Source organism: Brevibacillus nigriterrae (assembly GCF_049846925.1).
In the GTDB taxonomy this organism is placed as follows: domain Bacteria; phylum Bacillota; class Bacilli; order Brevibacillales; family Brevibacillaceae; genus Brevibacillus_H.
Genome location: NZ_JBNCMT010000006.1, coordinates 119,935 through 143,432, shown reverse-complemented (window position 1 = coordinate 143,432; position 23,498 = coordinate 119,935). Strand labels below are relative to the sequence as shown.

The window sequence follows — 23,498 nt, the reverse complement described above, 5'->3', positions numbered from 1 at the left end:
CAGAATTATTTTTTTTATACATTTATGAGAATGATTCTTATTATTAGATATTCTTGTTTTTGTATGATGCCCATTTTTCCAAGAGGAGGAACATATGAAAAAACGTAACACGCCTTTTGCTTTTTGCTTGTCGATGGTACTGCTCCTTGCTGGACTGCTTACCGGTTGCGGCACTGCAAACCAAACTGCGACTACACCTAGCACACAGGCAGCTAACTCTACGAATAGTCAGGCAGAGGTAGCTCCAAGAATGATTAAGCATGAACTAGGAGAAACAGAAATTAAAGGAAAGCCGCAACGCATTGTCGTTATGGAGTTTTCGTATGCAGATGCTCTTGTTTCGCTTGGGGTTCAGCCAGTCGGAGTAGCTGACGATAATGATCCCAACCTGATCATTGCACCCGTGAAAGAGAAGCTTGGTCAATATACATCCGTTGGTTCCCGCTATGAGCCAAACATGGAGGTAATCAGTTCGCTAAACCCAGACTTGATCATCGCGGATTTGAATCATCATAAAGCCGTCTATGACAAGCTGAAGCAAATTGCTCCAACGATTGTGCTAGATGACCACCAGGCTGATTATCAACACATGCTGACGAACTATCCGATCATTGCGGATGCGGTGGGAATGAAAGAAGAAGGCAACAAGCGCCTCAATGAACATAATGAGAAAATGAAGCAATTGATGGCAAAGCTCCCTAGTGGAGAGACAAGAAAGGTATTGCCAGCAGTTGTCAACAGCAAAGGCTTCTTCGGTCATTCTTCCAGCTCTTACTCTGGGTCCCTGATGGAGAGTCTGGGATTAAAAAATTCAATTACGAGTGACGAGTCCTATCCAAAGGTTTCTCTTGAGCAATTGGTTGAATTAAATCCAGATGTGCTATTCCTGATGAAGGCTGGCGAAAAAACAATCGTGGATGAATGGAAGTCAAATCCACTGTGGCAGAAACTGAAAGCTGTTCAGGCAAATCAGGTTTTCGAAGTTTCTCGAAACACATGGGCACTTTCCCGTGGTCTTATTGGGTCTGAAATGAGTTCAGAAGAAGCCATAAACTTGCTGTATGGCAAAAAATAAGATGTTCGCACCAAATAAAAGCTACATTCAAAACGGCATGATACTGCTCGCTGGGTTCATTTTGCTCTTGCTGGGATTTCTGCTGAGTATCTCTGTTGGTTCTGCTCAGATTCATTGGTGGAATGTATGGGAGTCATTATTTTCGTCTCAATCGACGAAAGAGAGTTTGATTGTATCTACAATTCGTTTGCCCCGGACGGTACTAGCTGCCATCATCGGGGCTAATTTAGCGGTTGCAGGGGCTATTATGCAAGCAATCACACAGAACCCTCTCGCATCGCCCCAATTGTTCGGTGTCAATGCAGGGGCAGCACTCACTGTTGTTGGGGGCATTGTATTGTTTCCAGCGTTAGGCCCAACTGAGCTTGTTATGGTCGCGTTTATTGGAGCAGGTTTAGGTGGAGCGATTGTTTACTCCTTGGGGGCAATGGGCGGCTTAACACCTGTAAAGCTTGCATTGGCTGGGATGTCTGTCCATCTGTTGCTTTCGTCAATTACGGAAGCAATGATTATCTTTCAGTCTCACTCAACGGATCAAATCCTCTTTTGGCTAGCGGGGTCGATCGACGGTAGTGACTGGGGAGATATTCAGGTCATATTGCCTTGGACAATCGGCGGGCTTTTATTTGCTTTCGGCATTTCTCGTTCGATCAATGTTCTCCGTTTGGGAGACAGTGTTGCCAAAGGTTTGGGGCAGAAAACGGGCTGGGTGAGGGTAGGCAGCGGACTGATCGTTCTCTTTCTTGCAGGCTCAGCCGTGGCGGTGGCAGGACCGATCGGATTTGTCGGACTGATGGTTCCGCATCTGGTCCGTTTCTTTGTGGGTGAAGATTATCGACTCGTCCTTCCTTTTTGCGCAATTTTCGGTGCCTTGTTGCTTGTTTATGCAGATATTGCATCCCGTTTTATCGCATTTCCCTATGAGTCACCCGTTGGAATTGTCACTGCATTACTAGGAGCTCCTTTCTTTCTTTATTTGGCGATGAAAGAGAGGAAAAAGAAATGATCAATTTCAGATATTGCCTGCTGTTATTACTGGTTCTGCTTGGTCTGACCTCCATCGTGAGTATTGGAACAGGAGCAGTTACGATCTCACCGGCTAAGGTTATCGATGCACTAACCGGAACAGGCACTTCGAACCAGATTTTTATCATCAAAGAGTATCGGCTTCCTCGGATTGTATTAGCCATTCTCACAGGTGCCGGATTAGCAGTATCAGGAGCGGTTCTGCAAGGGATTATCCGTAACCCTCTGGCATCACCTGATGTCATCGGTATCACGAAAGGTGCCGGATTAGCCGCTGCCATTGTCCTGTTTATCTTCCCGAAAGCTCCTGCTGTGGTTTTGCCTCTCGCAGCATTTGCAGGTGCAATGGTTGTTGCTGCTGTTCTGTTTTTCTTTGTGTATCGAAGGGATGTTTCCCCGTCCACACTTGCACTCGTGGGAATTGCTTTGGGCGTCATTTGTCAGGCAGGAATCCAATATCTCATGGTAAAAAATCCAATCGATGTGAATTCTGCTCTGATCTGGTTAACAGGCAGCTTATGGGGAAGGGGATGGAAAGAGGTAATTGCTGTCCTGCCCTGGTTGTTGATTTTCCTGCCTATTACGTTTCTTCTCGCCAAGAAAGTAGATATTTTAAGTCTAGGCGATGATGTGGCGAGAGGATTGGGAGCAAACGTAATACGATTGAGAATGATTTTATTAGCTGTCTCAGTTGCTTTGGCAGCGGGTTGTGTCGCGGTTATCGGCTCGATTGGATTTGTGGGTCTCTTATGTCCTCATCTTGCCAGACAATTGGTTGGAGCATCGTATCGAAAAGTCTTGCCTGTGTCAGCTTTGCTTGGAGCGTTTTTGGTTTTACTTGCTGATACTTTATCAAGAGGGGTAATCCCTCCACTGGAGATACCTGCAGGAATAGCTACCTCGATATTGGGAGCACCTTATTTTCTGTATCTCTTATCGAAGGAAAGAAAGAGAGTGGGCTAACTGATAATGGTTGGCAAACTGATAAAGGTTGGCAAACAGCAATCGTTGCAGCTTCACTCGTCCTATTGTGGCGAGTGGAGTTTTTTCTTTTCACCTATTGACGAAATGAGGCAAAATAAGTAAACTTATCATTAGACTGACTGGTCAGTCTAAAAAAATACCTTCTATTGGATGTGGGATACATGGTTCTCTCCAAAAAAGAACAGATTACCAATGGAGCATTGCAGGCATTTGCTCTCCACGGGTACAACGATACGACAATGGAGACAATTGCTGATTATGCTCAGGTTGCGAAGGGAACACTCTATTACCACTTCAAGACCAAAGAAGAGTTGTTTTTGTACGTCAACCAAAAAGGCGTGGAGATGCTGATCGATTCCGTAACGCGTGCGATGAAAAATACGGACAAAAGTATTGAAGAACGTATGATTTGCGTATTGGATGAGCATCTTCAATTTTTCGTGGAGAACAGGGAATTTGCATTGCTGATGGTTAGCTTTTCTGCTGGTGAGTTGAATCGCAGTGAGTTAATCCGCCAGTTTCTCGCGAAGTACTTTGCTGCCATGGAACAATTCGTCACTGAACTGAAAAACGAGGGGTGTGTCGATCCGTCCCTTGATGTGACCACACTGGTTTCTGCGGTATTCGGGATGATTGGCTTCACAGCTCTGAGAAAGCTGTACCGAGGCGAGGAATTGCAGTCAGCGCAATCGAGACACACCTTGTTAACGTTATGCAAAAGCGCCTTGCAACCAAACAATCGAACAACAAAAGAGTAAACGGGGGAAGACAGAAGATGGGGAAAATACATGCGAAATCATGGGCAGGAGTAATTGGATTTGTGGTTTGCACGAGCTTGATCGGAACGTACTTGCTGTTGCCGGGTGGCAAAGGGTTTGCTGGTGACACGGGAAAAGCCATGGTTAGCGTAGTGGAAGGAACCGAGGTTGATCTGGCATTTAAAATGGGCGGCTCCATTGAAAATATTTTGGTAAAGGAAGGCGATACGGTCACTGCGAACCAGCTTGTTGCGAGCCTTTCTAGTGAAGAACTCGTAGCAAAGCGTGAACAGGCAGAGGCGGCTTACCAGCTTGCTTTGGCAAAATGGGAACAGGCAAAACGAGGAGTCGTCGTCACCGATGATACCAATTTAGCGCAAGTTGCTCAGGCAGAGGCTGCGGCAAATGCGGCGAAAGCACAATATGAAGCAAACAAAAATGGCGCTCGCCCAGAAGAGATCATCCAACTCGAAGCAAAGCTTCAGGCGACCAAAATAGCGAAAGATATTGCGAGTACCAACCTGCAACGAATGAATCAATTGTTCCAGGAAGGTGCCGTTCCGAAAGTGAAAGTAGAGGAAGCCGAAGCACAGTATGAGAAAGCCGTTGCGGAACTGTCTGCCTCCGATGAACAGTTGAAAATGGCAAAAAGCGGCGCTCGCAAAGAACAGCTCGATGCGACCAAAGCACAATGGGAACAGGCACAAGCTGCCTACAAACAGGCAGTTGCAGCCAAAGGACAGTTGGGTGTCAAGCAGATGGATGTGAAATCCGCTGAGGCAGGGGCACAGCAAGCAAAAGGGTCTCTCGATGAGGTTAATGCTTATCTGAACAATGCCAAACTGACTTCTCCGGTTTCAGGGATCGTGAAGTCGGTCAATGTGCAAAAAGGGGAACTGGTTTCACAAGGATTTACGGTTGTAACCATTCAAATGCAGGATGAGCAATTTGTGAAGTTTTATGTGGATGAAAACAAGCTCGGTAAATTGCAAGTTGGACAGCGTCATAAATTATTTGTGCCTGCTTTAAACAAAGAAATCGATGGAACGATTGTTACTATTGCACCTGCAGCCGATTTTGCGGTGAAAAAGGCGACACAGGAACTCGGTGATCGGGATATTCGTTCCTTCCAGGTAAAGGTTGAAGTAGAGGGAGAAGATATTCGTCCGGGGCTTAGCGTAGAGTGGAGCATCAAAGGAGATGGAACCGGTGAATGATGAGCGTGCAACCGTTACCCAGCTTTTTCTTAAAGAATGGCAAACGATCTTCCAAAACAAGACGATCAAGCTGATAATGTTCGCTGTACCGTTGATTTACTTTATTCTGTTCGGATTCCTTTACAGTGAAAAAAAGGTTCAAGAACTACCAACTGTGATTGTAAATGCAGATCAGTCTGAATTGAGCCAGGAATTACTCCGTGCCTTTGATCAGGATCAGTCCTTTTCCGTAACTTCTGTAGTAGGCAGCGAAGCCGAAGCGATGGATTTGATCGAGCATGAAGAAGCGGTAGCAGCCGTCATCATTCCGTCTGATCTAGCTGCCAATCTGAAAAAAGGCAGTGAAGCGGAAGTAATGGTTGTCATCGATGGCAGTAACATGATGATTTCCAACACGGTTGTACGTGCAGCCAACACAGTGGTCAAGTCCGTTTCAGCAGGGGTAACCTTGAAGAAGCTGGAAGCAAAAGGCCAATGGGGAGAGGAAGGGAAAGAGCTCTTCACTGGTATTGACTACCGCTACCGTGTGTTATACAATCCAACATTTAGCTATATGTCGTTCATGGTGTTTGGATTGGGTGGAACGGTTCTACAACAGATGCTGTTTCTGGCAGTTGCCATCTCAGTCGCAGTGGAGAAAGAAGCCGGGACGTGGGGAGAGACCATGCGCAGGTATTCCTTTGGTAAACTGCTAATCGGGAAAATGACGCCTTACCTGATCCTTGCGATGTTTAATCTGGTGCTTACTTTTGCGATTCTGCTCAAAGGCTTTGGCATTCCGTACTATGGAAACCCAGGCTTGCTGATCTTACTCGGGTTTGTGTTTAATGTCGTCATCTTGCTGGTAGGATTTGCTATCTCGTTTTTTGCCACAGACCAACTGCAAGCGACACAGATTGCCATGCTGATCGCACTCCCGTCATTCATGCTCTCGGGATATACATGGCCGCTTTATTCCATGCCACCACTTATCAAAATGATTGGCGAAGCCTTACCGCTTACCTATTTGCTTCACGGGGTTCGCGAGATTTTATCCAAAGGGCATGGGCTCGAGTTTATCCTTCACGATGTAACGGTGCTTGGCTTTATGGGAATGATTTCACTGACGGCATCTTACGTACTGTATGTCGTTTATCGATCACGTAATCGTGCAGAATCAGCTTCACCTATTACGATTTCTGAGCCAATCATCGAAACTGATTAAAGAATTCGAAAACTGAAAAAGAAATCTCTTGTATCTCCAGTCGGGTTTTTTTACAATATGAAAAAAGAACTTATCATATGGTTAGTCCGAGGAGGTACTCATGCCTGGAACGCACTTAAAGCAGTTATGTGATGATACGTACACCCGCTTGAAAAAAGTAAGCATGGAACTGGAGAAGTTCCTCAATCAAGTAACATTAGCGGGACTAGTTGCCCAAAGTGGTGATCCTGAGGAGTACGAACTATACTATCGCAATTACTTGTCTGATTTGCGTCATCTTCTGGTCTATTCAGAGAACGCATTTGAGAAATTGGGTGTATGCCTCCGCAGAGCTCGTTTTAATGAAGAATTTGCGGAAGAAGTGTTGTATTTGGTTTACCATACCTGCGTCAACAACTTCTACTATCCAAAAGGTGAAGTTTACGATGAAGATGGACGCTATTCCTACACAGGGCAGGATGCGATTATCTTCCGCAAGCTGGTGACACCTGAATTGCGAAACCTCACATTGTCTCTTTCCAAGATTTTTGAGACAATGCGTGATGACCTCCAGTACTACGAAACAGACTACATTACAAAAAAACGCATGCAATCAGCACAAGCATAAGTAAATTGCATTATTCATTTTTAAAGGCTGTAGACCCTAAGATGGTCCACAGCCTCTTTTATTTGATACGCTTTGTAATTCGCTGAAGTAATCTTTGAAGAATTGAATCATTTCCAGGCAACTGTTGGATAACGATTTATCTTTTCTCCAGGCAAGTCCTATCGATAACTGGATGGGGTTTTTCAAAGGTATCTTAACAATGTCCGGTGAATCGTTCACGATCGTGTCCATAAGGATGGAAATTCCGGCACCATTCTCAATCATGGCCTTCAGTGTTTCAATTTTTTCTGTCTGGAAGATGACTTCTGGAGAAAGATTTCGTTTAGTACATTCTTCGATAAAAATTCGGTGATGGACGTACTCCTTTGATAACAAAACAAATTTCTCTTCGGCAAGCACTTCAAACGATAGCGATTTTCGCCTTGCCAAAGGATGATGTTTGTGGAGGCAGACCACGGCTTCCTTCGATAGTAGCGGAATTTGTTCAAGCAAATGCGATTTCTGTGGAAGAATCATAAATGCAATATCGAGATCACCCTGTTCAAGGATGGCTTGGATCGCAATGGAGCCTTTCTCCCTGACTTGAATTTTGGTCTGTGGATGAACTTTTTGGAGTTTGAGAAAAATATCAGGAAACAAGTAAGCACCGATCATAGGGGGAAGACCCAGTGAGACATGCTGACTGTCATAATTCTGAACTTCCATGGTAGCTTCGTTGACTTCATTCAGAATATGGTTGACTCGGTTGAGAAAAAGTTCACCTTTTTCAGTAAGGGACACTTGCTTGGTTGTACGATCGAGAAGCTGTACTCCCAGTTCAACCTCTAATTTATGAATCGAGTTTGTAATACATGGTTGAGTGATATGCAGCTTTTCTGCGGCATGGGTAAAACTTTTGAGAGTACCAACCATTCGAAAGTATTCAAGCTGTCTAAGTTCCATAAGTATTTACTCCTATAAAGTGAATATGGACATTGTCATCACTTTTTACCTAAAATGTCTATCTCATACGGACATTCTCTCCGTATTATATAACAATCGAAAGGTGCTACAGATCGACATTGTGTACGATTTATGAAAACCTACTTATATTTTTGCGAAATATAATTATAACAATAAAGCATTATCAATTTTTGAAAGAGTATGTGAAAATATTCACAAGAACACGTAAGCTTTAATAGAAAGGGATGTAAAGCGTATGTTCTGGTTGGAACTGTTAGTCGTGCTGGTTTGTATCTATTTGGGTGCCCGAATAGGAGGTATTGGTTTAGGGGTAATGGGCGGTGTGGGTCTTGCTATCTTAACCTTTGTTTTTCACCTTCGCCCGACGACCGCCCCCATTGATGTCATGTTAATGATCGTTGCCGTAATTACAGCAGCAGGAGCCTTGCAAGCTGCTGGGGGATTGGACTATCTTGTTAGATTAGCAGAAAGAATGTTGCGTAAAAATCCTTCTCGCATCACATTCATGGGTCCATTGGTTACATACATATTTACCCTTTTTGCGGGTACCGGTCACGTAGCTTATTCTGTTTTACCAGTTATTGCTGAGGTTGCCAGAGAGTCTGGTGTTCGTCCAGAGCGTCCGATGTCAATTGCGGTTATCGCTTCCCAACAAGCAATTACAGCAAGTCCGATATCAGCAGCTACTGTTGCCATGGTTGGGTTATTAGGCGGTTATGATATTCAATTGATCGATATTTTGATCGTATGTATTCCGTCAACTTTCCTCGGTTGTCTTATTGCCGCCTTTGCAGCAAGTAAAATGGGCAAGGATTTAAAAGATGATCCAGAGTATCAAAAACGTCTAACAGAAAGCTCAATTGAACAAACGATAACAACTAGCCATGAGCCAATAAAACCTGGTGCCAAACTGTCTGTTATCTTATTCGTTGCTTCTGCTCTGCTCATTGTGTTATTCGGTACTTTCCCTGAATTAAGACCTGCTTGGACAATTGATGACAAGCTGGAACGATTGGGAATGCCTGCTACCATTGAAATTGTCATGCTAACCATAGCAGCACTAATCATCATGCTCTGTAAAGTAAAAGTAGATGACGTGGTTAAAGGGAACGTGTTCCTGGCGGGAGCACAGGCAGTCATTGGTATCTTCGGGATTGCCTGGATGGGTGATACGTTCTTCCAAGGAAACATGGAATTCCTAAGTGGCTCTATCAAGGATATGGTGACTAGTGCTCCTTGGTTATTCGCTCTTGCTTTATTCGTTCTTTCTATCCTTCTGTACAGTCAGGCTGCAACAGTACGAGCACTGATGCCATTAGGATTGGCACTAGGCTTGGGACCGGCTGCTCTGATTGCGATGTTCCCTGCAGTAAATGGTTACTTCTTTGTTCCAAACTATCCAACGATTGTTGCTGCCATTAACTTTGACAGAACGGGTACCACGAGGATTGGGAAGTATATCCTGAACCACAGCTTCATGATACCGGGTATGGTTGCAACCGTGGCTTCTGTAGCTATTGGATTTGGCTTGGTACAATTGTTCTTATAGAGAGGGGAAACGAACATGAATTCACCATCCTATCGAATAGAAAAAGATTTTCTTGGGGAAAAAGAGGTTCCAGCAGATGTGTATTATGGAATTCAAACCTTGCGTGCTATCGAGAATTTCCCGATAACCGGTTTTCGTATACACGAATCACTGATTGTGGCAATGGCCATGGTTAAAAAGGCAGCCGCCCTGACGAACATGGAGACAGGTCAACTGGTTCGTCGTATTGGCGAACAGATTGTCGAAGCAGCGGATGAAATTATCAATGGGCAATTTCATGATCAGTTTATCGTTGACCCGATCCAAGGTGGGGCAGGGACATCGATCAATATGAATACCAACGAAGTACTCGCCAATCGTGCATTGGAACGTCTGGGTTATGCCAAGGGTGATTATTTCCAGCTAAGTCCAAACAGTCATGTCAATATGTCGCAATCAACCAATGATGCCTTCCCAACTGCGATTCATATTGCAACACTGATGATGCTTGAGAAACTATTGAAAACTATGGATGAACTTCATACAACGTTTGCGCAAAAAGCCAAGGAATTCGACCATATAATAAAAATGGGGAGGACTCACTTGCAGGATGCGGTTCCCATTCGATTGGGTCAGGAATTTGAAGCCTATCGAAGAGTATTCGAACGCGATATCAAACGGATCAAGCAATGCCGTCAACATCTCTATGAAGTGAACATGGGTGCGACTGCCGTAGGTACCGGATTAAATGCAGACCCAATTTATATTGAGAATGTGGTGAAACATCTGGCTGACATCACTGGGTTCCCGATGGAAGGGGCAGAAAATCTGGTTGACGCAACACAAAATACAGATGCTTACACCGAAGTGTCCGCAGCGTTAAAAGTGTGTATGATCAACATGTCCAAAATCGCCAATGATCTGCGCTTGATGGCTTCTGGTCCTCGAGTTGGTCTCGGCGAAATCAATTTGCCAGCCAGACAACCGGGCTCGTCGATCATGCCAGGCAAAGTAAATCCGGTGATGGCTGAAGTGGTGAATCAGGTGGCTTTCCAGGTAATCGGGAATGACCATACGATTTGCCTGGCCTCTGAGGCAGGACAACTGGAATTAAACGTAATGGAGCCTGTACTTGTATTCAACCTGTTGCAATCGATCAGCATGATGAATAATGTGTTCCGTGCATTCCGTGAATATTGCCTCGAAGGAATTACAGCGAACGAAGAGCGAATGAAAGAGTATGTGGAGAAGAGTGCAGGGGTTATTACCGCAGTGAATCCACACCTCGGCTATGAAGTAGCTGCACGAATTGCCCGTGAAGCAATCCTTACTGGAAAATCAGTTCGTGATTTATGTTTGGAAAAAGGTGTGCTGACAGAAGAAGAGCTCGATTTGATTCTGGATCCTTACGAAATGACGCATCCAGGAATTTCAGGCAAGTCTCTCCTGTTCAAAGACTAACAGCCTCACAAGGTCTCGCTTAAAACTGCTTCACCAGACACTAGCCCGCCATGAATGTCGAGGCTAGTGTCTGGTGGTTTTTCATTTCTATACGGTAACAGGATTTCCCAGCATACTCATGATCGTTTGTTCCACTTCATTTAGCATTTTTCTTCGATCATTAGCAGTTACATAGGGGACGGCAGCGAAGTTCTGGTACATGACCGGTTCAAAACCGGCCAACGTAAGCACCCCGTCAACAATCTGTTTTTGCATGACCTGATCAAATCCACTGGCCTTTAATTCCTTTTCCGATTCACGAGTGGTGGTAAAGACGATTGCCTTTTTGCCTTTCAAGAGACCAACAGGCCCATTTTTCTCGTAGCGAAAAGCGAAGTTATCTGTGAATACCCGGTCAATCCAGCCTTTCAGGATCGCTGGTTGTGACCACCACCAGACAGGATAAATCATCAGGAGCGTGTCAGCATCAGTGATGACCTGCTGTTCTTCATCAATATCGCCTGATGCTTTGTTTTGTTCCACATTTCGCATGTCTTCTTCTGAAAAAACGGGCTGGAAATTCATCTGATACAAATCCCGGACGGTATAGGTTAACCCTAAGCGGTCACACGTTGTTTGGGCACGGTTTAGAATCTCGTGATTGAAACTCGTTTTTCCTGTTTGTGCAAACACAATGGCTACTTTCATCGCAAATCCCCCCTCTGGATTATTTGCCTAGTCCGATTCCCATGAAAAATTTATGCAGCAATCCACCGATTCCTTCATACTCCTGCTTTGGTGGGGCTGCTGGTATTTTTGGTTCTGCAGGCTGTTTCTCAATGCGAAGCTTTGCATGTCGTAAAGCGGAATTGACATCAATCATGCCATATCCGTAATAGTAATCTTTTCCTGGTTTTCCCAGATCGACGGTAGACTTGTGAAGGATATTGATTACCTCTGTATTTTTCAGACGTGGGTTTACTGACAATATCAATGATGCAACTGCTGCTACGTGAGGGCAGGCCATGGAGGTGCCAGACAACGCTGCGTAATCGCTGTAGATATAGGTGCTTGGAATATCTACACCCGGAGCCACCACATCCACATAGTTCCCGTAGTTGGAGAAGTCGGCAAAGCGCTTGAGATGGTCTACTGCCGATACACCGATCACTTCCTTGTATGCCGCAGGATAACCGGGTTGATCAGTTGCGTCGTTGCCAGTTGCCGCAACAAGCACTACATTTTTACGATAGGCATAGCGGCATGCCTCTTCAAGTGCCGACGAAGGATTATAGTTACCGACACTGAGATTGATCACTCTCGCTCCATGGTCCGTTGCCCAACGAATTCCTTGTGCAATGTCAAATGCAGTTCCTGATCCATCTGCCCCAATCGCTTTTATAGGCATAAGTTTGGAGTTCCAGGTAAGTCCGGCAATTCCATCTGCGTTATTCGTACGTGCAGCGATAATTCCACCCACATGGGTTCCGTGCCCGTTGTCGTCATTGGGGTTATTGGTATCTTCAATCACATTGTAACCATCCACCAATTTTCCTTTGAATTCAGGGTGATTCAAGTCAATGCCTGTGTCGACTACAGCAATAGTGACCTTGGGACTTCCGGCACTGATCTCCCAGCTCTGTTCTGCCCGAATGAGTGGGAGGTTCCACTGATAGCGTTTGTACAAGGAGTCATTGGGGACACGGTTAGGCAGCAGGATGAAATTCGGCTCTGCGTACATGGAATCCGGATGTTCTGCAAAATACTTCATTAACTGTTTGGTTGTCATCGTCTTCGATTGAATGATCATCGAATCCTGATAGGATCTCTTGATACGAGAATTGGTTTTTTTCAGCATCTTGTCAATCGCAGCCTGTGAGGGGCGGGGAGAGAAGCGTACGACAACTTCGTGCTCGATGTAGTGGCTCGCATCTTTTTTGTTATGATGAATCGTCTTTACGTGAGGGCGGCTTTCCACATTACGCCTGATATCACGCACCTGTTCAACATAGTTAATCCGAGGAATACTTGAATGCAATGATGTGACCGTGGGGTGTGGCTCCTGCATCTCCTGCATCCGTTTCGTTTCTTCTGCTTGCTGTATTTCCAGGGCTCGCTGTCTTTGCTGAAAAGTGACAGGGACAATTACTAATCCAACTATGGCCAATGTAAGCAGGATAGTGGGCAGACGTCTCAACAAACAACTCACTCCCTACATTCTGAATAGGTATAGGTTGTTGCCGTGACCAGGTAATTATGTTGGGAGTTTTTCACAGAAAAGCCCCCGTCGGAAAACGGAGGCAATTCATTTCCTAAAACACCGCAATTTCGGTTTCGGTATCGAACACATGGCATTTTGCTAAATCCATTCCCAAGGTAACGTTCATTCGGGTCTTCAGACCTTCACGTGCATCGACTCGGGCGATCATCTGTGTCTTGGCAATGTTATTAAAATAAACAAACAGTTCAGAGCCCATATTTTCAACTACATCGATTTCTGCTGTAATCGTGCTTTGAAATGGATTTGCTTCAATGAACTGTGTATCGCTGTAAATATCCTCGGGCCTGATTCCAAAGGTGACGGGTCTACCTATGTATCCTCGTTGACGCAGGACATGTGCCTTGTCATCAGGCAAAATCACATCGATTGCATTCGATTCGAAGTGGATTTTACCCGCATGTTCTGTAATTGTTCCCTTGACGAAGTTCATTCCGGGAGAGCCAATGAAACTGGCGACAAATTGATTGATAGGATGATTATAGATCTCGGTTGGGGTAGACACTTGCTGAATCATACCGTCTTTCATGACGACAATCCGATCACCCATCGTCATGGCTTCCGTCTGATCGTGCGTAACATAGATTATCGTTGTATCCAGACGTTGATGCAGCTTGGCAATTTCTGTCCGCATTTGCACACGCAATTTGGCATCGAGATTGGACAGTGGTTCATCCATCAGGAATACCTGTGGCTCACGAACGATGGCTCGCCCAAGGGCAACACGCTGGCGTTGGCCACCAGAGAGTGCTTTTGGCTTGCGGTCAAGCAGGTGCTCGATGTCGAGAATACGTGCTGCTTCCCGAATGCGCATATCAATATCAGCCTTGGAAAATTTGCGCAGTTTCAGACCGAAAGCCATATTTTCATAGACGTTCATATGTGGATAGAGTGCATAGCTTTGGAAGACCATAGCAATGTCACGGTCTTTGGGAGGGACATCATTCACTCGTGTGTCACCGATATAAAGATCACCTTCCGAAATGTCTTCCAAACCGGCAACCATGCGCAAGGTGGTTGATTTGCCGCAGCCAGAAGGTCCAACGAGAACAAGGAATTCGCGATCTTCAATCTCCAGGTGAAAATCCTTGACTGCAATTTGATTCGGCCCGTACTTTTTGTAGACATGGTTCAATCGTACCTTTGCCATTATACCATCCCCCATATTCACGATATTCTGTCAATTCCAATCGTACAGAGAATTGGAAATAGATGGTATGGATGAGTTGCACAAATCGGTTTGGTCAAATTGCTGAAACGATCAAGAGCAACCGCAAAATGACCGCATCATGAAAATGGCGGGGATCGAGTCCTGTTACCTCTGTAATTTTATCCAGGCGATACAACAATGTATTACGGTGGAGATAGAGCTTGCGAGCCGTTTCGCTGGAATTCAGGTTCATTTGGAAAAATTCCCGCAGCAATTCGATATGTTCAGGACCAAGTGCATGGATGGAGTGAGCGGAAAGGGCAGACTGTATCTGTAGTTTTTCCTGTTCATTCAAAGAAATGGCCCACTGCTCCAGACGGTAATCAGAGGTAGCAGCTACATACTGATTCGGGAAAAAAAGAGTGAACACATTGGTCAGAGTCTGAAAGGCGTGGAGCGAACCTGCCAGTTCGGTCGGTTGATGGAGAGGATGGGTTACGAAAACTCGAGTCTTTTCAGATGCTTCTGTTGCTAACAAGTCATGGATGCTGTACGCCCATTCTTTTTCTATTTCTTGTGGATTATCCTCTTTTTTGGTAACGGACAAGAGAAGGGAAGAAGGCAGCAACAAAAGGTGAACTTTAGGTGAAAGGGAGAGCAATAAAAAATTGCCGTGTGTAGAAAAGAAGCTGCCGAACAGTTCCCGCCAAAAAGGGTAGATATTACTGTCTAAGATTCCTAAACGGGTGATGCAAAAACAAATCCGTGGTTCCGTCCAGTTCATAGCGGCATGCAGAGAAGCAGGCGGGTCTGCCTTTTCTCCGTTCCACACCGCTTTTAACCAATGAAGGGCTTGTTCTTGATTGGTATTTTCCCTCAGATGCATAGGGAACAGAAGCGGCAGCATGGCTCGGGCAGATTTAGACCATTCGTTGGTAACGATACCAATATACCAGACTGTATCGCCTTCCAAAAAATACTGAATCACTTCATTTCCTGTTTGCTCATAGACAAGACGAAAATTTTCCCATTCTGTCTGAATACAAGAAAAAAGCCCAAGATTGAGCTTTGTAACTTGCTTGATCATTTCAACTTGTTTCTCCCATTCTCTTAGCAAGTGGCTTTCCCTCCGAACAAACTGAATTGTTCTCATTATACCTCACTCGTGTGCCAAAGAGGGAGCAGACTCTTGCATCATAAGTTGCTGCAGACGGGTTGCTTGTGTTTCCTGTTCATGTGTATTACCCATTGTGTGCAGTGTAATCTCAGGTCGTGATCGCAGGCGGATGTTAACACCTGTTTGTCCTAAACCTTCACTGATATAAAACGGACGATTTTCATGATAATGCAAGCCCTTGACAATATTCATGCGAGCCAGCTTGCCCATTCTCATCAAATGATACGGCTTTGGCCAATGAATTTGTCCACCGTGGAAGTGTCCTGCAAGCAAATAATCAAAATCGTAGTCTTTCATGTTCAAAACGACGGTAGGGTCATGTGTCAAAATCAATCGAACGCCTTCATCTGGAACGTCTTTAAAAGCCTTTTCCACATTGCTTCTCCGTGTATGGTAGTCATCAATTCCGATGATATGCAGTTTGGTTAAACCAAGCGATACGGTGGCTGTTTCATTGAATAGACAGACACAGCCAATTCGCTCTAATCCGAGTTTCAGTTGAGCCAACTTGTTTGGTGCAAGGACGTAATCGTGATTGCCGAAGACGACATATGTCCCGATGGTCGGATTGCATTTTTGAAGCTTCTCAACATAAGCAATTGCACGAGGAATATTGCGCTCTCGGTCGAGGAAGTCTCCTGTAATAGCGAGAATATCTATGGTTTCACCTGCCAGCTCATCGACAATTCGCTCTGGAGTAATCGAGATATTCTCCATATGCAGATCCGATAAATGCAAGATGCGGACAGGAGGGATCTCATATGTGCCCAGACGTTCAGCCTGTTGCAATGGGATTTCAATACGATTCAGAGTCGGGTGGAAAGTATTGCGATAGGCGCGTCCGAGTACGACAAGTATAAGTAACAAAAATAATAGCCATAACATGTTGTATATTCACCTCTTCTATCCATAGAGAATCGATCTTCATTATACATTGCTAACTGTCCGAAATTTGTAAGTAGTTTATGGAAGGAAAAATGCGAAAGAAAACGAAAGTATTTTTGTAATTTTCTGAATGGACAGAGTTTTCGTTTACTGAAATTAAAAAGATGATGAGGTGATCGTTTTGAATTTTGCACAAGCTCGTGAGAAGTATCCATGGACGGAAAATGGGGCAGGAAATATTGTTGGGGAGGCTGTAGACCGCCATGTAAGGGAGGGTCGTGGCAGAAACACAGCGCTTTATTATTTTGATGGGACTAGAGATGAAACCTATACATACGAACAAATATCAAGGCTCTCCTCCCAATTTGCCAGAGGGCTTCAACAACTTGGCATTGAGAAGGGAGAAAGAGTGTTTTTGTTTATGCCACGCAGTCCAGAGTTGTACATTGCATTGATAGGGATCATTCGGATCGGTGCGATTGCTGGACCATTGTTTGAAGCATTTATGGAAGCTGCCGTTCGTGACCGGCTGCTAGACAGTCAAGCCACTGCCATTGTGACAACTGCTGCGCTCTTGCCGCGTATTCCACATCAGGAATTGCCGAACCTACGGCAGATTATCCTTGTGGGTGAAGAGACTGTAGAAGAGGATACGAAATTTATTTCATTCGCCCAAGTGATGGATCAGTCTGATGAACCGTTTATTGAATCAGTAGATCCAGAGTCCGGCATGTTGCTTCACTATACATCAGGCTCAACTGGGAAGCCCAAAGGAGTTCTGCACGTTCATGCTGCGCTCATTCATCAGTATGTGTCAGGAGCGCTTGTCTATGATTTTAAGCCTGGGGATGTTTACTGGTGTACGGCTGACCCTGGATGGATTACAGGCACGTCTGCAGGGATGTTTGCTCCCTGGCTGCATGGGATTGCAATCGTCATCCGAGGTGGCAGATTCCGTCCAGAAGACTGGTATCAGACGTTGGAAAAGTTTAGGGTCAATGTTTGGTTCAGTGCCCCAACAGCGTTTCGCATGTTAATGGCGGCGGGTGATGAATTGCCAGGTCAATTTGATCTCTCTTCCCTGCGCCATGTGCTATCGGCCGGGGAACCACTCAACCCGGAAGTCATTCGCTGGGGTGAGCAGGTATTGGGCAAAGGCATCCACGATAACTGGTGGATGACCGAAACCGGCTCTACCATTTGCGCCAATCGTCCTGGGCTGGATATTCGACCGGGCTCCATGGGCAAACCACTGCCTGACATTCATCTAGCAGTAGTCGATGCAAAGGGAAAAGAAGTTCCAGCGGGGATTATGGGTGATTTGGCCATTAAGCCTCCTTGGCCTGCCATGATGAGAACGATTTGGGGTGACCCAGATAAATATAACTCTTATTTTAAAAATGGATGGTACATCTCCGGCGATTCAGCTTACCGAGATGAAGACGGGTACTTCTGGTTCCAGGGAAGAATTGACGATGTCATCAACACCTCGGGAGAGAGAGTCGGCCCGTTCGAAGTAGAAAGCAAGCTGGTCGAACATCCGGCTGTAGGTGAAGCGGGCGTCATTGGTATTCCTGATCCGTTGCGAGGAGAAGTTATTAAAGCGTTCATCACTCTTCGACAAGGATACCAGCCTAGTGAAGAGCTGGCTTCCGAAATCAAAAAGTACGTCAAAGACAATCTCGCTGCACATGCTGCTCCACGAGAATTAGAGTTCAAACCATCGTTGCCAAAGACAAGAAGTGGTAAGATTATGCGGCGTGTTTTGAAGGCATGGGAGCTTGGTTTGCCGACTGGAGACTTGTCTACTATGGAAGATTGAGGAATCACGTCGAAATAAAATGCAAAAATTCAATCATTTCTGAAAGGAATTACCACATAGGTGTTGAATAAATATGGAGAAATTATGAATTCGCTTACAAGGAGGAGAGAATATGAAAGTAGAGAAGATCGCATCAGTTGATGGACAATACAACTTAACAAACTATGAAGAAACGTATGAATCCTTCGATTGGAAAGATGTCGAAAAACAATTTAGCTGGTATGAAACCGGACGGGTCAACATGGCTTACGAGGTGGTAGACCGTCATCTCCAGACTGAACGTAAAGACAAAACGGCTCTCATTTATAGTGATGCGACACGTGAAGAGTCGTATTCCTTCTCACAACTCAGCCAGCTCTCCAATCAATTTGGCAATGTGCTTCGCAACCTCGGTGTGCAAAAAGGTGATCGTGTTTTTGTATTTATGCCACGTACTCCTGAACTATATACCAGCGTTCTCGGCACGTTGAAAATTGGTGCCATTGTAGGCCCGCTGTTTGAAGCGTTCATGGAAGCTGCCGTCAAGGATCGTCTGGAAGACAGCGGAGCAGTCGCAATTGTGACGACACCTGCATTGCTTCCACGGGTTGCACTGAAGGATTTGCCAGCATTGAAGCACGTGATCCTGGTAGGTGCAGAAGGTGAACTTCCAGAAGGTCAATACAGCTATCAGGCACTGATGAATGAGGCTTCCACTGAGCTGGAGATCGAATGGGTCGATCGTGAAGATGGGATGATTCTGCATTATACGTCTGGATCAACTGGCAAACCAAAAGGCGTTCTCCATGTACATAATGCGATGATTCAACACTATCAAACGGGTAAATGGGTGCTTGACCTTAAAGAGGATGATGTATACTGGTGTACCGCTGACCCAGGTTGGGTAACAGGGACATCTTACGGTATTTTTGCTCCCTGGTTGAACGGAGCGACCAGTGTCATTCGTGGTGGCAGATTCACGCCGGAAGATTGGTACAAAACCATTGAGAAATACAAAGTATCCATCTGGTACAGTGCACCGACTGCCTTCCGCATGCTGATGGGTGCGGGTGACGAAGTGGTAAAACGCTTCGATCTGTCTTCCTTGCGCCATGTGTTGAGCGTAGGGGAGCCTTTGAACCCGGAAGTCGTGTACTGGGGCTTGAAAGTATTTGACCAACGCATCCATGATAACTGGTGGATGACAGAAACGGGTGGTCAGTTAATCTCCAATTACAAGTGCATGGATATCAAACCGGGCTCCATGGGTAAACCATTCCCGGGAATCACGGCAGCCATCATTGATGATCAGGGAAATATCTTGCCAGCAAACCGCATGGGGAACTTGGCAATCAAAACAGGCTGGCCATCCATGATGCGTCAAATCTGGAACAATCCGGCGAAATATGAAGAGTATTTCCGCATTCCGGGCTGGTATGTGTCTGGTGACTCTGCTTACATGGATGAGGAAGGCTACTTCTGGTTCCAGGGACGTATCGATGATGTCATCAACACCTCTGGTGAGCGGGTGGGTCCATTTGAAGTGGAAAGTAAACTCGTTGAGCATCCAGCCGTTGCAGAAGCAGGGGTTATCGGTAAACCGGACCCGATGCGTGGTGAAATTATTAAAGCCTTTATTGCGCTGCGTGCAGGCTATGAGCCAAGTGAACAGTTGATGGAGGAAATCAAACGTTTTGTCAAAGAAGGTCTGGCCGCACATGCTGCGCCACGTGAAATTGAATTCCGTGACAAATTGCCGAAGACTCGTTCAGGTAAAATCATGCGCCGTGTGCTGAAAGCATGGGAGCTTGGTTTGCCAACAGGCGACTTGTCCACGATGGAAGACTAGTTAGATGATCCCCTTTGAGCGGACAGTAAGTAACTCTTACCTGTTTCCCTTGAAGGGGATTTTTATGGTTAAAATGAAATGAAGAAAAAAATCAATGCCTGAATATCGGCTACATCTTGTTGGAAGAAACTCTATAATAGGAACATCATTCAAGGTTAGGAAGTGAAAAAGATGATACCTGCCGAACGACATGAAGAATATTATAGAGCTTTGCTAGAAAAAAGAACTGACTATGAAGGTGTATTTTACGTAGGAGTAAAGACAACAGGTGTATTTTGCCGCCCAACTTGTCCGGCACGAAAGCCTAAGTTTGAAAACTGCGAATTCTACAAGACAGCGCAGCAGGCACTTCTGGCTTCCTACCGGCCATGTCAACGCTGCCAACCATTATCCCATCCAAATCATGTTTCTGATATTGTTCGGCTGCTTGTTGAAGCCGTTGAAAGTCATCCTGAAAAACGGTGGAAACAACAAGATTTTAAAAATCTGTCGGTTGATGAGTCAACGGCACGCCGTCAATTTAAAAAGCGCTTCGGTATGACCTTTGTTGAATACGCACGAGCACGGCGCATGGGTCTTGCCTTAAAGAACATCAGAGCAGGACAGACGATTATTGATACACAACTTTCAACTGGCTATGAATCCAGCAGTGGTTTCAGAGACGCCTTTTCTCGAATAATGGGAGCAGCTCCAACTCTACTCGACGATAGTAAAATCTTAAAAGCATCCTGGATTGACACACAGCTTGGCCCAATGATAGCCATCGCTGATGAGCAGGCACTTTATCTTTTAGAATTTGTCGATCGTCGGGGTCTAGAGCGGGAAGTAGAACGACTTAGAAAGCGTACAAAATCAGCAATTATTCCTGGATCTACAGGACCGATTCGATCGATTGAAAGGGAGTTAACCCTATATTTTGAAGGCACTCTGTCCACGTTCGAAACACCAATTAATTTATTAGGATCGGCCTTTCAAAAACGTGTTTGGGAGCAATTGTTGAAAATCCCGCCGGGCGAAACTCGCTCCTATCTCGAAATTGCCCATTTGCTCGGTAAACCAACTGCCTTCCGTGCAGTGGCACAAGCTAACGGGGCAAATCAACTGGCCATCGTGATTCCTTGTCACCGTGTCATTAATTCAAATGGAGAATTGGGTGGTTACGGTGGTGGCATTTCAAGGAAGAACTGGCTGTTAGATCATGAAAAACATGTAGAGTAATTTTCTTTCAGTCAATAAAAAAGTGGCTACCTTTAGTGGCAGCCACTTTTTTTATTATTCACTCACAAAAGATTGCTTCGATTATGCGTTAACAAGATGAGGGCAATGTTTTTTTATCAGCTCTTTGGTCTCTTCCGGATTAGTCATTTCCAAAGCAACCTTATCAAATTTGTATCCTTTGAGTGTAAGAATGACGACTTGATTGTGGTTTTGATAAGAGACAAAGTATTTTTTGTCATCAATGTAAAAACGGCCATGCTTGATATTCTTGCCAATCCCTGATGTGCCAACACGAAAGCTTAATGTTGGGATGTTAAATGCTCCTGTTGCCACATGGGAGATCGCTCGATACGGAATTTCCAGTTCACGTTTTAATGCAGCAACACTGGTTAATCCGTCAAAATGGACAATCAATTTATCTCCAAGAAATTCAATATGTCTACTCATCTGATGTACCTCCCGAGAACGGTTTGTGATTCATTTTCATAGATGATACGATGAGAACGGAAAAGAAGTTCATTTTTTATAAAAATTATTCCCTGATCAAACCATGGCGAACGGCGTAGGCAGCAAGCTGCACACGGTTTTCTACATGCAGTTTTTCCAGTACATTTTTTATGTGATTTTTCACCGTATTTTCAGTAATGACCAGCCGCTCGCCAATTTGCTTGTTCGTGTCTCCTGCAGCAACACACTGCAGGATTTCTTTTTCACGAGGAGTGAGTACAGAAGGCTTCGGTTCGTCCAGCTCATCATCTTTGCGGAAGCTGTGCAGCATGCGTCCAGCCAGTTCACGGGAAAATTCCGTGTCTCCATCCAGGAGAGCGTGCAGATAGCTGAGCCAATCATCCGGCTCCAGATTTTTGAGTAAATACCCTTGCGCACCGTACTGAATCGCTGTGAACAGATCGGCAACGTCATCTGACACACTGAGAATCACGATCCGAATATGCGGAAAGATTCGCTTGATTTCTTGTGTTGCCCTTAATCCGTCCCAGCGTGGCATATTGATATCCATTAACACCAGATCCGGTTGCAGCTCACCTGTCATCTGAAATGCTTCTTCCCCGTTGGAAGCCTCCCCAATAATCTCGAAAGCCTCGTCTCCTTCCAGCAGGCTGCGTATGGCCTTTCGTGCCAGAGGGTGATCATCAGCAATAAGTACTCTGTATTGCATCATGTTTTTTACCTTCCTTAATCGATTCTATCGTTATTTTCGTTCTATCTGGAGACCTGTATCCTGGTTCCGCCTTCCTCACGGCCAGTAATTGAAATCGTCGCTTTTAAGTGGGCTGCTCTTTCTTTCATCATGGTTAGCCCGTATTTCGGTCTGCCAGAAGGCTGATCAGTTATCCCGCATCCATCGTCGGTGATGATAAGCTCCCATCTTCCACTGAGGGTTGAACTGACCCGGATGCTTGCGTGTTTCGCATTGGCATGCTTGCGGATGTTGGCAAATGCCTCCTGAATCAACCCGAACAACTGCACTTGTTCAGCGGGTGACAGAATATCATCTGCCAGATCATAGGTCTGCGTTACCTCGATTCCAGTATGCACACTCCACTGCGTAACCCATTTTTCCAGACGGACGGAGAGGGAACTGCCTTCCTCAGGCAAGGCACGCAAATTAAAGATTGCCTGGCGTACATCATGATCGATAGAGGAAACGGCTGCGAGTGCATCATCGACTTTTCCTTGCTTCAGTTTGACGTTAAGGAAAAACAGTGACTGGGCGATGCCATCATGCAGCTCACGTGCCAATCGATCCCTTTCCTCATAAACGGCTCGTTTGGCTTGCGCTTCGACGAGCTTGTCATTCATGCTGCGGATAGTCCGGAACATCCAGATCGCAAACAGGAATGACAAGACAAAAGTCAGGATCGTTATGTAAAAATTACCTGTTTCCATGCTCATATAAGGGAGCAAATAATCGTGGCGAATGTATTCAAAGCCACCAATTAGTACAGTAGGCAGGAGGACACTTACTACCTGGAAAAAGCGATAGGTCATGGGACAATCATCCTTTGTATAAATTCATTTCAAAAAGGCAAAAGGAGCACCGGACACGATTCGACTGCTTATGATGGAATATGGATTTTACTACAGAAAGCAGGGATGGGATGTTCACACGTTGGGTTACCATTCATGAATCGTATGGGTTGCCAAGAGCAGCACAGGAATGTCGGCAGTATCTGGAGATCAGAGGGATATCTGTGCGCCTGCAGGGAGAGAGAAGAGGCTCCCTTTATTACTACTGGATTCAGGTTCCCCGGCCACTCCAAAAACGTGCTGTCGAGTTAATGGTTCAGTACAAACAAGGCTTGTCTTGAACAGCAAC

Annotated in this window: 22 protein-coding genes; 13 read left to right on the top strand and 9 right to left on the bottom strand. The window is 45.3% G+C overall.

The features are described from left to right. Nucleotides 1-94 precede the first annotated feature (94 nt). From ACPW7N_RS06600 to ACPW7N_RS06570, 7 genes are all read left to right on the top strand, one after another. Complete coding sequence (locus tag ACPW7N_RS06600; RefSeq protein ID WP_425650237.1) at nucleotides 95-1,075, top strand: ABC transporter substrate-binding protein; 981 nt, start codon at nucleotides 95-97, stop codon at nucleotides 1,073-1,075. Next, nucleotides 1,062-2,081 carry a FecCD family ABC transporter permease gene (locus ACPW7N_RS06595; RefSeq protein WP_425650236.1) on the top strand — a complete coding sequence of 340 codons (1,020 nt, stop codon included), beginning with the start codon at nucleotides 1,062-1,064 and terminating at the stop codon, nucleotides 2,079-2,081. The genes ACPW7N_RS06600 and ACPW7N_RS06595 overlap by 14 nt, the downstream gene beginning before the upstream one ends. Beyond that, the gene (locus tag ACPW7N_RS06590; protein ID WP_425650235.1) at nucleotides 2,078-3,064 is read left to right on the top strand and encodes a FecCD family ABC transporter permease; all 987 of its coding nucleotides are present in this window, start codon (nucleotides 2,078-2,080) and stop codon (nucleotides 3,062-3,064) included. The genes ACPW7N_RS06595 and ACPW7N_RS06590 overlap by 4 nt, the downstream gene beginning before the upstream one ends. 182 nt (nucleotides 3,065-3,246) lie before the next feature. Further along, nucleotides 3,247-3,843 (top strand): TetR/AcrR family transcriptional regulator, encoded by a 597-nt coding sequence (locus ACPW7N_RS06585; RefSeq protein ID WP_425650234.1) that lies wholly within the window; start codon nucleotides 3,247-3,249, stop codon nucleotides 3,841-3,843. Nucleotides 3,844-3,860: 17 nt separating this feature from the next. After that, entirely contained in the window at nucleotides 3,861-5,060 is a 1,200-nt protein-coding gene (locus ACPW7N_RS06580) for an HlyD family secretion protein (protein ID WP_425650233.1), read from the top strand. Beyond that, the gene (locus ACPW7N_RS06575) at nucleotides 5,053-6,264 is read left to right on the top strand and encodes an ABC transporter permease (protein WP_425650232.1); all 1,212 of its coding nucleotides are present in this window, start codon (nucleotides 5,053-5,055) and stop codon (nucleotides 6,262-6,264) included. The genes ACPW7N_RS06580 and ACPW7N_RS06575 overlap by 8 nt, the downstream gene beginning before the upstream one ends. 100 nt (nucleotides 6,265-6,364) lie before the next feature. Continuing rightward, a complete protein-coding gene (locus ACPW7N_RS06570) occupies nucleotides 6,365-6,871 on the top strand; it encodes a DUF3907 family protein (RefSeq protein ID WP_425650231.1) in 507 nt (168 codons plus the stop codon). 36 nt (nucleotides 6,872-6,907) lie between these two features. Here the strand turns inward: ACPW7N_RS06570 and ACPW7N_RS06565 are convergent, their stop codons facing one another. After that, complete coding sequence (locus ACPW7N_RS06565; protein WP_425650230.1) at nucleotides 6,908-7,813, bottom strand: LysR family transcriptional regulator; 906 nt, start codon at nucleotides 7,811-7,813, stop codon at nucleotides 6,908-6,910. Between the two features lie 256 nt (nucleotides 7,814-8,069). On the opposite strand from ACPW7N_RS06565, the gene ACPW7N_RS06560 reads away from it, so the two are divergent. Both ACPW7N_RS06560 and aspA read left to right on the top strand, forming a co-directional pair. Continuing rightward, complete coding sequence (locus tag ACPW7N_RS06560) at nucleotides 8,070-9,383, top strand: anaerobic C4-dicarboxylate transporter family protein (RefSeq protein WP_425650229.1); 1,314 nt, start codon at nucleotides 8,070-8,072, stop codon at nucleotides 9,381-9,383. Nucleotides 9,384-9,398: 15 nt separating this feature from the next. Beyond that, nucleotides 9,399-10,823 carry an aspartate ammonia-lyase gene (gene aspA, locus ACPW7N_RS06555; RefSeq protein WP_425650228.1) on the top strand — a complete coding sequence of 475 codons (1,425 nt, stop codon included), beginning with the start codon at nucleotides 9,399-9,401 and terminating at the stop codon, nucleotides 10,821-10,823. 87 nt (nucleotides 10,824-10,910) lie between these two features. On the opposite strand, the gene ACPW7N_RS06550 is transcribed toward aspA, so the two are convergent. The 5 genes from ACPW7N_RS06550 to ACPW7N_RS06530 all read right to left on the bottom strand — a co-directional run bounded on the left by ACPW7N_RS06550 (nucleotide 10,911) and on the right by ACPW7N_RS06530 (nucleotide 16,301). Continuing rightward, a complete protein-coding gene (locus tag ACPW7N_RS06550; RefSeq protein WP_425650227.1) occupies nucleotides 10,911-11,510 on the bottom strand; it encodes an NAD(P)H-dependent oxidoreductase in 600 nt (199 codons plus the stop codon). A 19-nt stretch (nucleotides 11,511-11,529) separates the two neighbouring features. Next, nucleotides 11,530-12,999 carry a S8 family peptidase gene (locus ACPW7N_RS06545; protein WP_425650286.1) on the bottom strand — a complete coding sequence of 490 codons (1,470 nt, stop codon included), beginning with the start codon at nucleotides 12,997-12,999 and terminating at the stop codon, nucleotides 11,530-11,532. 115 nt (nucleotides 13,000-13,114) lie between these two features. Next, on the bottom strand, nucleotides 13,115-14,230 hold the full coding sequence (locus tag ACPW7N_RS06540) for an ABC transporter ATP-binding protein (protein WP_425650226.1): 1,116 nt from the start codon (nucleotides 14,228-14,230) through the stop codon (nucleotides 13,115-13,117). Nucleotides 14,231-14,324: 94 nt separating this feature from the next. Next, nucleotides 14,325-15,347, bottom strand: a complete 1,023-nt coding sequence (locus tag ACPW7N_RS06535) for a PucR family transcriptional regulator (protein WP_425650225.1) — start codon at nucleotides 15,345-15,347, stop codon at nucleotides 14,325-14,327. 42 nt (nucleotides 15,348-15,389) lie between these two features. Beyond that, on the bottom strand, nucleotides 15,390-16,301 hold the full coding sequence (locus tag ACPW7N_RS06530) for a metallophosphoesterase (protein ID WP_425650285.1): 912 nt from the start codon (nucleotides 16,299-16,301) through the stop codon (nucleotides 15,390-15,392). A gap of 172 nt (nucleotides 16,302-16,473) precedes the next feature. On the opposite strand from ACPW7N_RS06530, the gene acsA (ACPW7N_RS06525) reads away from it, so the two are divergent. From acsA (ACPW7N_RS06525) to ACPW7N_RS06515, 3 genes are all read left to right on the top strand, one after another. Continuing rightward, a complete protein-coding gene (gene acsA / locus ACPW7N_RS06525) occupies nucleotides 16,474-18,114 on the top strand; it encodes an acetate--CoA ligase (protein ID WP_425650224.1) in 1,641 nt (546 codons plus the stop codon). 112 nt (nucleotides 18,115-18,226) lie between these two features. Further along, nucleotides 18,227-19,942, top strand: coding sequence for an acetate--CoA ligase (gene acsA, locus ACPW7N_RS06520; RefSeq protein ID WP_425650223.1), 1,716 nt, complete (start codon nucleotides 18,227-18,229; stop codon nucleotides 19,940-19,942). 171 nt (nucleotides 19,943-20,113) lie between these two features. Beyond that, a complete protein-coding gene (locus ACPW7N_RS06515) occupies nucleotides 20,114-21,160 on the top strand; it encodes a bifunctional transcriptional activator/DNA repair enzyme AdaA (protein ID WP_425650222.1) in 1,047 nt (348 codons plus the stop codon). Between the two features lie 81 nt (nucleotides 21,161-21,241). Here ACPW7N_RS06515 and ACPW7N_RS06510 read toward each other — a convergent pair whose 3' ends face one another. From ACPW7N_RS06510 to ACPW7N_RS06500, 3 genes are all read right to left on the bottom strand, one after another. Then, nucleotides 21,242-21,607: a hypothetical protein gene (locus ACPW7N_RS06510; RefSeq protein ID WP_425650221.1), complete on the bottom strand. Its 366-nt coding sequence runs from the start codon at nucleotides 21,605-21,607 to the stop codon at nucleotides 21,242-21,244. A gap of 85 nt (nucleotides 21,608-21,692) precedes the next feature. Then, entirely contained in the window at nucleotides 21,693-22,340 is a 648-nt protein-coding gene (locus ACPW7N_RS06505) for a response regulator (protein WP_425650220.1), read from the bottom strand. A gap of 41 nt (nucleotides 22,341-22,381) precedes the next feature. Beyond that, nucleotides 22,382-23,170, bottom strand: coding sequence for a sensor histidine kinase (locus tag ACPW7N_RS06500; protein ID WP_425650219.1), 789 nt, complete (start codon nucleotides 23,168-23,170; stop codon nucleotides 22,382-22,384). 110 nt (nucleotides 23,171-23,280) lie between these two features. Between ACPW7N_RS06500 and ACPW7N_RS06495 the strand changes: the two genes are divergently transcribed. Then, the gene (locus tag ACPW7N_RS06495; protein WP_425650218.1) at nucleotides 23,281-23,490 is read left to right on the top strand and encodes a hypothetical protein; all 210 of its coding nucleotides are present in this window, start codon (nucleotides 23,281-23,283) and stop codon (nucleotides 23,488-23,490) included. The last annotated feature ends 8 nt before the right edge of the window (nucleotides 23,491-23,498 follow it).